This is a genomic window from Pseudoalteromonas sp. SWXJZ10B (assembly GCF_015864475.1).
Taxonomy (GTDB): Bacteria; Pseudomonadota; Gammaproteobacteria; order Enterobacterales; family Alteromonadaceae; genus Pseudoalteromonas; species Pseudoalteromonas arctica.
Genome location: NZ_JADYXD010000004.1, coordinates 152,495 through 165,164, shown reverse-complemented (window position 1 = coordinate 165,164; position 12,670 = coordinate 152,495). Strand labels below are relative to the sequence as shown.

At 38.4% G+C, this 12,670-nt stretch carries 9 protein-coding genes; 2 read left to right on the top strand and 7 right to left on the bottom strand.

The annotated features are described in order from the left end of the window. Positions 1–4: 4 nt before the first annotated feature. From I6F54_RS05745 to I6F54_RS05735, 3 genes are all read right to left on the bottom strand, one after another. On the bottom strand, positions 5–883 hold the full coding sequence (locus I6F54_RS05745; protein ID WP_197140219.1) for a transglutaminase family protein: 879 nt from the start codon (positions 881–883) through the stop codon (positions 5–7). Beyond that, positions 880–3,399 carry a circularly permuted type 2 ATP-grasp protein gene (locus tag I6F54_RS05740; RefSeq protein WP_024611321.1) on the bottom strand — a complete coding sequence of 840 codons (2,520 nt, stop codon included), beginning with the start codon at positions 3,397–3,399 and terminating at the stop codon, positions 880–882. Before I6F54_RS05740 ends, I6F54_RS05745 begins: the two co-directional genes overlap by 4 nt. Before the next feature lie 112 nt (positions 3,400–3,511). After that, positions 3,512–6,823, bottom strand: a complete 3,312-nt coding sequence (locus I6F54_RS05735) for a transglutaminase family protein (RefSeq protein WP_197118778.1) — start codon at positions 6,821–6,823, stop codon at positions 3,512–3,514. 1,020 nt (positions 6,824–7,843) lie between these two features. Here I6F54_RS05735 and I6F54_RS05730 point away from each other — a divergent pair. After that, positions 7,844–8,611, top strand: coding sequence for an SHOCT domain-containing protein (locus tag I6F54_RS05730; RefSeq protein WP_166111424.1), 768 nt, complete (start codon positions 7,844–7,846; stop codon positions 8,609–8,611). Positions 8,612–8,679: 68 nt separating this feature from the next. After that, positions 8,680–9,849: a zinc-binding metallopeptidase family protein gene (locus I6F54_RS05725; RefSeq protein ID WP_197140217.1), complete on the top strand. Its 1,170-nt coding sequence runs from the start codon at positions 8,680–8,682 to the stop codon at positions 9,847–9,849. A 143-nt stretch (positions 9,850–9,992) separates the two neighbouring features. Here the strand turns inward: I6F54_RS05725 and I6F54_RS05720 are convergent, their stop codons facing one another. From I6F54_RS05720 to moaC, 4 genes are all read right to left on the bottom strand, one after another. Next, positions 9,993–11,312, bottom strand: coding sequence for a hypothetical protein (locus I6F54_RS05720; protein WP_197140215.1), 1,320 nt, complete (start codon positions 11,310–11,312; stop codon positions 9,993–9,995). A gap of 151 nt (positions 11,313–11,463) precedes the next feature. Next, the gene (gene moaE / locus I6F54_RS05715; protein WP_197140213.1) at positions 11,464–11,922 is read right to left on the bottom strand and encodes a molybdopterin synthase catalytic subunit MoaE; all 459 of its coding nucleotides are present in this window, start codon (positions 11,920–11,922) and stop codon (positions 11,464–11,466) included. After that, positions 11,922–12,221: a MoaD/ThiS family protein gene (locus I6F54_RS05710; RefSeq protein WP_197140211.1), complete on the bottom strand. Its 300-nt coding sequence runs from the start codon at positions 12,219–12,221 to the stop codon at positions 11,922–11,924. The genes moaE and I6F54_RS05710 overlap by 1 nt, the downstream gene beginning before the upstream one ends. Beyond that, entirely contained in the window at positions 12,199–12,669 is a 471-nt protein-coding gene (gene moaC / locus I6F54_RS05705; RefSeq protein ID WP_007585237.1) for a cyclic pyranopterin monophosphate synthase MoaC, read from the bottom strand. The genes I6F54_RS05710 and moaC overlap by 23 nt, the downstream gene beginning before the upstream one ends. Position 12,670: the final 1 nt, after the last annotated feature.

Genomic DNA, 12,670 nt, shown 5'->3' with positions numbered 1-12,670 from the left:
CTGCCTATTCCGTTCGAATCATATCAACCGCTACATCAAGCAATTGACTACCGCCACCAAATACCACTCCTTTTAAAGGAGTTACGTCAGAAAAGTCTCGCCCTACGGCTAGAGTAATATGCTGATCGCGTGGTAAAACATTATTTGTTGGATCAAAATCAACCCAGCCAAAGTTTGGCACAAATACCGCAAACCATGCATGAGTTGCATCTGCACCTTCTAGCTTTTCTTCGCCTTCTGGCGGCATGGTTTCTATGTACCCACTTACGTATCGACCTGCTAACCCTACGCTGCGTAAGCATGCAAGCGCAAAGTGTGCAAAGTCTTGGCAAACGCCCCTTTTTTGTGCAAAAACAGTGCTCAAAGGCGTACTAATCGTTGTAAAACCAGGATCATAATGAAATTCATGAAAAATTCGTGCCATTAAATCTTTGCATGCAGAAATTATATTTTTGTGTGCATCAAACGAAATTAATGCGTATTCCTTAATTCCTTTATCTATTGGAATAAGCTGTGAAGGTAGTACAAATTCAGACGTTTTTAATAATTCCGCTGTATTTGGTTTAACCAATAAATCACGTACTTTTCGCCAAGCAATATCAACGCTCTCTAAATTACTATTAGCGCCGACTAACAGTTCTACCTCGCTGATCATCGTTACTTTAAGTTTTTTATGCTGTATTGCTATTTCAAACGCTGTTACCTGATTATTAAAATAATCAGTAAATGTTTGTAAGTAAGTCGGTGTAGGTTCAATTTCTACACGACTACTGTGGCATATTTGCCCGCGATTCGTTTTTGGCGTTAATCGCGCTTGGTTTTGACACAAACTAACAAAGTCTGAATAGTTGTATGTAGTCGAGTGCTTTATTTTATATTTCACGATTGAGCTTGCTCAATATTAGTCCAGTTCAATTTATTTGCCGTTTGGGTATGAGAAAAATACTGTAGTAATAATACATCACAAAATGTATCTAAGTTCATACGCGTATTATGGTTAAATTCGATTAACTGGTTACGTTGTCCATTTTCACTTTTTTGTAGGTAATCTTTCTCAGTTACATAACAACTTGTTTTAGACAGTAAAATTGCTTTTTCGTGTGCCGCAATTACGCCTTGTCTGCGTTTTGTGGGTAAATGCTTACACAACTTATTAATTTCCTCTAACTGAAATAATAAAGAACGTGGGTATTCAGCATCTAAAAGTAATAGCTCAAGCCCTGTACCAATGGTTTGATACATTCTGTATCGGCGCTTATGCGTAACTAAACTAACTTGGCAACTTAGCACGGCTTCAAGTAAGCCAAGCTCTTCGGGCTCGTCTAACTCTTTGGTTAATAAAGCTGCACTTAGTGATGTAATTTGTAAGCTACGCTCTACTCTTCTGCCCATTTCGAGTAAAAACCAGCCGTTACTATTTGGCATACAATCTGTAATCGAGCCATTAAAAGCCATAATTGAGCCTATAACTCTATCTAGGCTGCTTTGCATTGCACGCGTTGGAATATTAATATTTACATTTTTAAATACTTTAATTTGCTCATTAATATCATCAATTATTCGGCGGCTATCATGAGATAGTAATTCTTGAATTTGCACCGACGCATTTGCAATGTACTTTAATGTATTAATAATACTGCCAGCGCATTGCTCGTCTGCAAGGAGTTGAAAGGCGGTTTCTTTAGACAGATTTACATCAATGCCATCTAGTTTTAAATCAGGTTCTATATAGGGATAAACAATATACTGCGACCTAATGGCATTAGAAAGCCGTGCAACTATACTTTTTCGTATTGAATCTGGGTAAACAGAAAACTCGGTGTACTTGTCTATAAAAATACGCAAAATACGTATGGTGTTTTCGCAGCGTTCTAAGTATCGACCCAACCAAAAAAGGTGCTCAGCCGTACGGCTCGAAATAACCCCTTCGAGTAGCGTTACATCCATTCTTTTTCTAATTGGCACCGGTGGATTATGCTCGCCTAAATCAACTCTATCGGCTGTATTTATCCATGTATCTTTGATCCAACCAGATATTCTCGGGTTGTTACTTTTTTCGTTCGAAAAACACAGTGCTGAAGGAAGTACTTCTACGCCATTTTCTGTGGTTAATGCATAGCATCTAAACACCACTGGCTTGGAGATTAATTGCCCATCATGCCAAAATGGTGCACTGCTAAAAGAAGGTTTTTCTTGGAAAAAGTAATTATCGGGTTCTTTGCTGATAAGTAGCTTTATTTCTTGCTCGTCTAACACTCCATCTAACTTGAGTGTAGGGTCTATAGCAGATAGTAGTTCGAGGTTATTCCAATCAACGGCTTGCGCTTCTTTTACACTTAAATAATTTGGCTCACCTAATAACAGCGGTTGTTTTAAAATTTGCTGCGATAACTTTTCTAAGTTGCACTTTATTGAAGGTGACGAGAGCACACCGCTACCAAACGGGTTTAAAACCTTAACCGACCCTTGTCGTACCGATTGTAATAAGCCCGGAATACCATGAAGTGAATATTCAGTTTGCTCTAAAGAGTCAATACAACGATCAGAAACCCAGCGTAAAATGACATTAATTTTACCCAAGCCTTGTAACGATTTTAAACAAACGTCACCACCACGTACGGTTAAGTCGGCGCTTTGTACTAATGTATAGCCAAAGTAGGTAGATAGGAATGCATGCTCGTTGTAGTTAGGGTCATCAATTCCTTGGGTAAGAATTACAATTCGTGGGTCATCCATATAATGGGTATATTCGTTAATACCCTCTTGGAATAAATTTAAAAATTCTTTAATTTGCTGAACATTACATTCGGCAAATTCTTCAGCCATTACACGCCTTGCAATAATACGGCTTTTAATTAATAGCCCTAAGCCCAGCGGGCACTGACAATGATCGCTTAATACTTTAAATTCGCCTGTTGGCGTGCGGTAAACATCTAATGCAGTAAAAAAAAGTGTTAATTCATTACTAGGTAAACTAAAACCTTCGCGTAAGTAATTAGGGTCTTGAAAAAGCTGCTTTGCAGGAATATGACCATCAACTAATAGTGTTTGGTCACCGTAAATATCTTGCTGAATTTTATTTAATAAAAGGGTTCTTTGTTTTATTCCCTCTTCGAGCAACGCCCAATCGGCTTTAGATAACATAAATGGCAATGGGTCAAAATGCCACTGCTTATTGCTTTCATTTTTAATATTGCCATTTTGTAGCAATTGGCTAATTTCTGTAGCGCGGCTACTAACATCATCTGCTGTTAGACTAGCTAAACGCTTAAATAAAGTATCCCAATGGTCTGGGTTTAAACCACTGTGGTTTGCTAGTTCATCATGTCCATGTGATTTATCAAGGTATAAAGACAACCACTCAGGCAATTCCGGCATCGCGTTATTGTTAATATACAAGCTGAAAGCGCTCCAATTTATAGTAAATAGCCGTGTTCATAATGATGCTTTAAAAATATTTAGTCATTCCACTTTAAATAATTTCAAAGTGGAATGACACAACTATCAATTATTATTTAAAGTTAGGCTGCCTGCGTAAATCCAAGGTATTTGGATAATCAGGATTACTACTTTCTTCATCAGGTACCACGTATTCACTTGCGCTTTGCGCCGATTGAAAACTATGCGTAACCGCCGATGGGCTCCAGCTTGGTTCTGCTGATGCAAGTAACGATGGTGTATGCCCATGCTCCCAAAATCTTGCAACTCTGCGCCCTTCGGCTTCAAATGCATTAACCGGTAGTGTTTCAGGATTACGACCTCCAGCATGGCTCACATGATATACAAAGCCTCCAACTGAACGACCTTCCCACGTATCAATTAAATCAAAAACTAATGGAGCATGTACGCCAATAGTTGGGTGAAGCGCTGTAGGTGGTTGCCAAGCTCTGTATCGTATACCCGCGACCATTTCATCTTTTGCTTTACCTTTAACCGGTTTAAGCGGCACTCTTCGACCATTACACGTTACAACATAGCGATCGCTCATTGTTCCTTGTACTTTTATTTGTACTCTTTCTAATGACGAATCTACATAGCGCGCCGTACCCGACGCACTTGCCTCTTCGCCTAGTACATGCCAAGGCTCGATTGCGGTTCTAAGCTCAAGTGTTACGTTATCAAGTTCTCGCGTGCCACATACCGGAAATCTAAATTCAAAAAATGGATTTAACCAACTTAACTGAAATTGAAAACCTGCCTGTTGTAAATCGCGGCTTACTTCAGCTAAATCGTTTTCTACATATTGTGGTAATAAAAACTTGTCGTGTAACTCTGTACCCCAACGTATTAATGGCTTGTGGTAAGGTTTTTTCCAAAACCAAGCAAGTAAAGTACGCAACAGTAGCATTTGCACTAAACTCATTTGTGAATGTGGAGGCATTTCAAAACCTCTAAATTCTACAATCCCTAAACGACCTGTGGCTGAGTCGGGTGAATAGAGCTTATCAATACAAAACTCTGCTCTGTGTGTATTACCCGTTAAATCCACTAATAAATTACGCAGTAACCTATCAACTAACCAAGGTTCAGGCACCTCACCTTCGGGCATATGCGAAAAGGCAATTTCTAGCTCGTATAAAACTTCATCACGGGCTTCATCCACTCGCGGCGCTTGGCTTGTAGGACCAATAAAAAGCCCCGAAAATAAATACGACAAACCAGGATGATGCTGCCAATAGGTAATAAAACTTCTTAAAATATCAGGTCTGCGTAAAAATGGGCTTTGCTCAGGTGTTTCGCCACCAAGCGTTACGTGGTTACCACCACCAGTACCAGTATGGCGACCATCTGCCATAAACTTATCGGTACCTAATCGGCATTCTTTTGCTAAACCGTATAACGTTGTAGTTCGACTGACTAATTGATCCCACGATGTTGAAGGATGAATATTTACTTCAATAACACCTGGATCTGGCGTTACAGCGTATTTTTCTACGCGGCTATCTTTAGGTGGGCTATAGCCTTCAATAACAAGCGGCATTTTAAGTTCTTTAGCCACACTCTCTATACTACTTATTAAACCCATGTAATGTTCAAAATGACTTGTTGGTGGCATAAATATATATAAACGCCCCTCTCTCACTTCCATTACAAGCGCAGTTTTAACCATTTCTTTACCAATAAAGCCCTTTTTAAGCTTTTTAGCTTTGGTAAAATTTTCTGGAATATCAAATGGGTCGCGGTCAATAATATTGCCGCTCCACTCAAGGCTGTCTAAAGGTAGGCGATAACCAAGTGGTGATTCACCCGGTAATAAAAAACAATGACCCCGTTTAAACTCCCACGTACACGACTGCCAACAGTTTTTACTATCGTTCCATTTTAAAGGTAGAACATAGCCAACAGGCTTTTCTATGCCTTTATCCATTTTAGCTAAAAAGCCTTTTCGGCTCATTGCATGGAGAAGTTCTGGTTGATCTGGCTTTATTTCGGTAGGTAATGAGGCTTCTTGCCACATGTGATATAAAAAATCTTCATAAGCCGTAGTAAGTGCCTTGGTTTCAAGACCAAGTGAGTCACACAGTTTATCAGCAAACTTTTTAGTATCGGTATGATCAAATTTATAATCTTTATTAGGATCGGCTAATAGTGCAGCATCTTGCCATAAAGGCTCGCCGTCTTTGCGCCAATAGCACGCATATTGCCAACGTGGTAATGGCTCACCCGGATACCATTTACCTTGTCCGTAATGAGTAAAGCCACCTTTTGTGTATACTTTATTCATTTCTACAAATAAATTTTGAGCTAATATTCTTTTTTCTTTACCATCGGCATCAGTATTCCACTGAGGATGTTCCATATCGTCAATAGAAATAAACGTAGGCTCGCCACCCATAGTTAAATGTATGTTTTCTTCATTGTAAACATTGTCAACGTGCTGACCTAAGCGGTTAATTGCCGCCCACTGCGCCTCAGAATAAGGCTTAGTAACACGTGGGTCTTCGTGTACACGCGTTACTTTATTATAAAAGCTAAACTCCGATTTACAGTCGTCTATACCGCCGGTTACCGGCGCTGCCGAGCTTGGCTCTGGCGTACACGCCAATGGAATATGACCTTCACCAGCAAATAAACCCGAGGTAGGATCAAGCCCTATCCAACCTGCACCCGGAATATACACCTCGGTCCATGCATGCAAATCGGTAAAGTCTTCTTCTGGACCGCTTGGGCCATCTAGTGATTTTTGATCTGAGGTTAGCTGTACTAGGTAACCCGATACAAATCGAGATGCCAACCCTAAATGACGAAACAATTGTACTAACAACCAAGCAGAATCACGACACGAACCTGTTTTTTTACTTATTGTTTCGTTTGCCGTTTGCACACCGGGTTCTAAACGAATGCCATAACCTACTAATTCATAAATAGCTTGATTAACAGCCACTAAAAAATCAACGCTTCTAAGCGGCTCTTTAGGGTTTAAAGATTCAATTAATTCTTTAAATTTTGGACTGGCTTTGCGTTTTTTTAAATAAGGAGTGAGTTCTGACTTTGAAATAGCATCGTAAACAAACGGGAAGTTTTCGGCGTAATCTTCTAAAAAGAAATCAAAAGGATTAATAACCGTTAGTTCGGCGACCAAATCAACTGTAAAACTAAATTCGGTAGTTGGCTTGTTAAACACCACCCTCGCTTGGTAATTACCAAAAGGGTCTTGTTGCCAATTTATATAATGATCTTCTGGAACTATTTTTAAAGAATAACTTTTAATTTTTGTACGGCTATGTGGCGCTGGACGTAATCGGAATATATGCGGCCCCATATTAACTGACCGATCGTATTTATACTGAGTATGGTGCGAAATCCCAACTGTAATTGTCATCTATTAATTCCCCTTTAATAATGTATGGCCACAATATAACGCTGAAAATATTATTTGGACTAATTCACTTGTGCAATTTTTATACCAAAAGACTTGCTTAAGTAGTACTGTTCATCCACTCGCGGCTCTTGCACAAAGCAACGTTATGCATAAAGGTTTTGACCTAATTAATAGGAAAAACACACCAATTCAATAAATAGTAAACTTAGTGTAATTTAAACCATCAATTTTAGATTTTTAATGGTGCAGAAAATGCACCAAAATAGTGCTTTAAAATAACTTACAATTAAAGCTAATTAATTTAAAATATTGAAATAAAACAAATAAAGTTAATTTTTCAAAATACTTACTCCGTTATTTATAACGCTAAACGGTTATAATTAAAAGTATTTATTTAGAGTTTAAAAATCATTAAAAATAATCATTAAATAGTAAGAAATAGTTCACAATAAAGCTGCTGTTAAAGTAAGTAACGGTGCTATACTAGATCGATTTTTAACCGCTTACGTTACAGTAAAACTAACAATCTCGATGAGATAAAACAAGCAACTTTTAATACAAAGATGCTTGTTTTAAAGATTAGTTTTACAGTGGTGTGTTTTAATTTCAAACAAAACAGAACACGTCCAATTTGAAAAACCAGCACACCTCACTAACCTGTTAATTTTTCATTATCATCAATGCTAAAGGTAATGCAGCACTAGGGCGTGTTGATCTTTGGTGGTTGAATTTGCAGCAGTGTGTTTGGTATTTAAGCAAGGCAGAGTCTATGATGTATGGTTGTTCCCTATACATAGGCGATAACGCAGCATAAATGCCAAACATGCGCTGCCCTTGGGTTCTTTCTAGGGACGATTGACTCTTTGTTGCTCGGTTTTTACTTAGCCCACTAGGTTACAAACCTCGCGCCGCGATTAAATCGCCCCTAGATTGAACAAATTTCAATCCAAAAAATCAACACGCCCTAGCGTATTTAAGATTTTTTAAATCAACCCAATCTACCTAATAGGATATTTTCTTATGCAAAAGCTAACGGATGTCGGTGAAAACTTAGTTAATGGTATAGCATCTCGTTATAACCTCAGCCACGATGCAGTACTACATATGTTAGTAAGCGTTAATAACGGCGGTGGCTCTATGGCTCAGTTTAATTGCCCAGAGCTTGGTGGTTCTGGTCAATGGATGCGCGGCGGAATGACTATGGTTGGCGATATGTTTAACAACGGCTTAAAATCAACCGTTGATAACTTATGCAACGAACTCGCTAATGTATTAAATAATAATCAAATATTTCCGGTTATTCCCGCAGGAACGCCTGGCAGCAATCAATGGTGGCCAGGTAATTTAGGCAGCCCATTTAGTAGTGGAGCGCAAAATAATATTCGCTACGCTATTTTCCCTAATCGCTTAGCCGTTGAATTAAATGGACAAGTGAGCGTATACGACACGCTAGATCACAATATTGGTGGAGTGAGCCAACAGCAAGGCAATAATACCTCTCTTACATTTAACAGTCAGTGGGGAACAATTAATGTTAATACTCTGCCATTAATTTCAGGACAAACGCCACCGGCTCCTCAAAAAGACTTTACGCAGCAAGTAACGCAGCCGAATTTTGCATCGTTAACACCAAACCAAGTTGAAGCACCTGTTAATAATACAATAGCGCAATATTCGGTAGACGAAACGCTTCAGATTATAGAGAAGCTAGCACAACTTCGCGACTCTAATGCGCTTAGTGATGATGAATTTAATATTAAAAAGTCTGAACTATTAAAAAGGATTTAACTACTATCCTCAAATAGCATAACGCTAACTAAAAGTGGTTTATACAGTCTCTTTTTATTCGGTAACATATGAAAACATTTAAATGTAATTGCACAGATCAACTTATTTTATTTTTTGAAAGCAGCCATTGTTTGGCTTGTGGCAGAACCGTGGGTATTGATGATGAGTTCGACCAAGTTGAACCCTATGAAATTGATGAACAATCGGGGCTATTTTACAAAGCAGAAGCGCCTGAAGTTTTTTATAAAAAATGTGATAACAACGCTCAGTATCACGTATGCAATGGCATGGTTAATTTAGATACATTTATACCCGTTGCCGATAAAGACGAAGTGCTGTGTTTTTCGTGTCGCTTTAATGAAACTGTGCCCGATTTAAGTATTGTTGAACATATTCCATTATGGAAAAAAATGGAGACAGCAAAACGTCGCGCTTTGTATACATTAAAGTCATTATCACTCCCTTTAAATACAACGATTCAAGAACCTGAAAGCGGATTAAGCTTCGATTTTATAGCAGACCGTAACGTAAGCGATCACTTTGTAAGCCCTATTATAGGTCAAGACGTTGTATTTACAGGACACGATTGCGGACATATCACTATAAACCTAGCCGAGGCAGACGACGTAGCACGCTCACAAGCTAAAATAGCAATGGGTGAGCGTTATCGGACTTTACTTGGTCATTTTCGCCATGAACTTGGTCATTATTATTTTGATCAACTAATTGCAAATTCACCAAAAAAACATGCTTTATGTAAGCAATATTTTGGTGATGACGAATTAGATTACCAGCAAGCGCTCGACACTCACTACAAGCAAGGTGCGCCAGCTAACTGGCATGAAACCTTTATTAGTGAATACGCTACTATGCACCCTTATGAAGACTGGGCAGAAACATGGGCGCATTACATGCATATTATCGATACGCTAGAAACAGCCAAAAACTTTTCAATTACAGGCTCAACAACAGGTAATGAGTTTGAATTAGATGAAGCAGACGAGCTTAGATTGCCACAAAGTGCTTATTACTTTAATTCACAAACATCGATTGATGCTATTTTAGATACTTGGATGGAATTTTCGATTATTCTAAATTCACTAAATCGCAGCATGGGACTTGCCGATGCCTACCCATTTGTACTAACTCAAGCGGTGCGAACTAAGTTATCTTTCATCCATCATGCTATCCATAACAGGCTCAATTTAATGCCTGATGTGAGCATTGGAAAAGTGTAATAAAATAAGCTCAGTCCAAAAAACATTTTAATAAAGAGCCATTTATTCTTGCTATGACTTTTCATGCATAGGTAGGTGGCTTTTTTATGATGAGAAAAAAGCCGTAAAAATAGTATATCCCCTACTTTCTCGCTGAAGCTTTGTTAGTTTGTCACAGCGAGGTTATTCTTAAGTCGACTTATGATTTTTTCTTGGTAAATACTAACTGTAGAAAACTTTTGTATTGAAACAAATAAGTCAGTTAGTTTTTCGTTTGATATATCAGAGATATTAATCCCTTTATATATAATAGGTGCATTATTTTGTCTGGTTAGATTATTCGACAGTAAAAGATTTAATTTCACTGTACGTGCTAACTCTTCTTGATACAGAAAAAATTCTCTTAAATGTGTACTGACTATATCGTCTGGTTTTGATCTGTCTATCATCAAAATTTCGTCAATTAATCGGTTTAACCTGCTGCGAGACTCTATTGCTTCGTCGAGAATACCTAACCAATTAAGCTCTGTAGTTGATAGTAAAGCTAAAAAATACACCGTTCGAGCTTTATTGTAATTAATAAAACCAGGCCACATAACATCTTCGCTAGATACTTTAAGTGCTTTATCAAACTGCTCAGCGGCAGATTTAAGATACATACTTACTTCTTCAAGTATTGATGGCTCTATGGTATTAATATTTTTTTGAGCCAGCTCTAAACCATCAATCGACAAAATATCTACAGAGTTCATATTTAGCGACTCTCGTAACAAATGCATGCCTTTTTTGTTGTAATACAAACCTAGGTAATTATGGTAAATGGTTTTTGTAACTGGATTACGAAGAATTGGACCTCTCACATGAAGTAAGTCTGCATGAATATTAAAATTATCATCAGCTACAAAACTTTGGTAAGACACAACAGCTTTAAATAGCTTTATTGTTTCCGTTATTTGAATTGAATTACCTTTACTCACCGAGTGCAATATTTCACAGCGCCTATCGACTTCTGACAAAATTGTATCCATACGCTTTTTATAAAGCACTTTGTTAGTTTCTGATGCATTAAAAACAGCTGGAAATAAAACAATTAGGTCAATTATATACTGAAGGGTATCGGCAAAAAGAACGGCGGTTTCTGACTCTTTTTTTAGTTTATGCTCAATAGAGTCAAAAATTTCTTTCTCTAGTGTATTTTCATCTTGGGATTTAAACTGATTAATTAACTCTGGAAGTGAGGTTACGTAATTTTCATTATCTAAAATGTTACCTTCCATTTTACTAATGTTATTTACACTATCAATTGATGTATATGTTCTAACAGTAATAAATAAAGCTAATACGGCTATACAAAAGCTTACTGTTGATATGGTAAAGCTTAGTAAATCTTTACCTTCTTTTAAATCATATACCCATACAGCAAGAAAAGCTGAAAGTAGAACAAGTAATAATATTGTAAAATATAACATTTTTGATGTGCGCATATGTCTTCCAGACTTGGGTCGAGCTAACAATCTAATATTGCTGATTTATAACACGAAAAACGCAGGCTTCACACGCAAACTAAGAGTTACATAAGTTATTTATTATCGAGCTGTAAAGCCTTTACTGAACGTAAATAATTAAATATTTTTATCACCCTTCCCACTTGCCCAACGCTTGTTTGTCGCTTTGTTTAAACTCAACCCAATTTGATGAGTCTTTAAAGTGCTCTTTTTTCCAAAACGTGGCGTGGTTTTTTAAATAATCCATTATAAATTGTGCGCCTTCGAACGCGGCTTGGCGATGGCGGCTGGTCACGCCTACAAATACAATTTGCTCGCCAAGTGCTAAGTAACCAACGCGATGAATAATGCATATTCGCGCCAATTGCCAGCGAGTTTGTGCTTGCTCTGCAATAGATTGAAGCAGTTGCTCGGTCATGCCAGGATAGTGTTCCAGCTCAAGTGCAATAACGTTGTCGCCACTGCTGAACTCTCTTACCAAACCTGTAAAGGTGACAACAGCGCCATCGCTTTTATTATTACTACAAAGCGCATTGTGCTCGTCACCTACATTAAAATCATCAGTTTGTACTTGAATATGTATGCTCATTAGCCACCTGTAACCGGCGGGAAAAAGGCAAGCTCATCCCCTGCTTTCACTATTTCGTTGCTTGATGACATAGTTTGGTTAAGCGCTGCAAGTAGCTCACGCTCCTCCAGCCACGGTTGCCAATGCGGGTATTGGCTAACTAATCTTAATTTAAGCTCTGAAATACTAAGCGGCTGCGTAATCTCAAGGCTTAATTTACTGCACTTTAACCGCTCTTTTAGTTGCCCAAAAAACAATAACTCTACTTTTCCGGCGCTAGATATAGCATCGTTTGGATTAATCGCGTTGCCAACTGCCATTTTTGCCCCCAGCTTTTTGAGTAACGCGCATGCCGCTAATTTCCATTAGTGGGTCGGCTGCTTTACACATATCAAACAAAGTAAGGCTAGCCACAGATACCGCCGTTAGCGCTTCCATTTCGACCCCGGTTTTACCGGCAAGTTTGCAGTAGCTGGTTATTTTAATTTGGCTGTTTGCTTCATCAAGTTCAAAATCAACAGCGACTTTAGTAAGTGCAAGCGGATGACAAAGCGGAATTAAATCGGCGCACTTTTTAGCGCCTTGAATACCCGCAATACGTGCCACTCCTAACACATCGCCTTTTTTGTTTTGATTAAGCATTACTTGCTCAAAGGCAAGCTTACTCATGCTAATAAAAGCTTCAGCTGAGGCATCGCGCAGGGTTACGTCTTTGAGCGATACATCAACCATATTCGCTTGGCCGTTTTCGTCAACGTGGCTTAACATA

What these genes read in the sequence shown, in the direction of transcription:
- moaE (WP_197140213.1), bottom strand. Translation starts at nt 11,922, where the DNA reads ATGAGCATACATATTCAAGTACAAACTGATGATTTTAATGTAGGTGAC.
- I6F54_RS05730 (WP_166111424.1), top strand. Translation starts at nt 7,844, where the DNA reads ATGCAAAAGCTAACGGATGTCGGTGAAAACTTAGTTAATGGTATAGCA.
- I6F54_RS05725 (WP_197140217.1), top strand. Translation starts at nt 8,680, where the DNA reads ATGAAAACATTTAAATGTAATTGCACAGATCAACTTATTTTATTTTTT.
- moaC (WP_007585237.1), bottom strand. Translation starts at nt 12,669, where the DNA reads ATGTTAAGCCACGTTGACGAAAACGGCCAAGCGAATATGGTTGATGTA.
- I6F54_RS05720 (WP_197140215.1), bottom strand. Translation starts at nt 11,312, where the DNA reads ATGCGCACATCAAAAATGTTATATTTTACAATATTATTACTTGTTCTA.
- I6F54_RS05735 (WP_197118778.1), bottom strand. Translation starts at nt 6,823, where the DNA reads ATGACAATTACAGTTGGGATTTCGCACCATACTCAGTATAAATACGAT.
- I6F54_RS05710 (WP_197140211.1), bottom strand. Translation starts at nt 12,221, where the DNA reads ATGGCAGTTGGCAACGCGATTAATCCAAACGATGCTATATCTAGCGCC.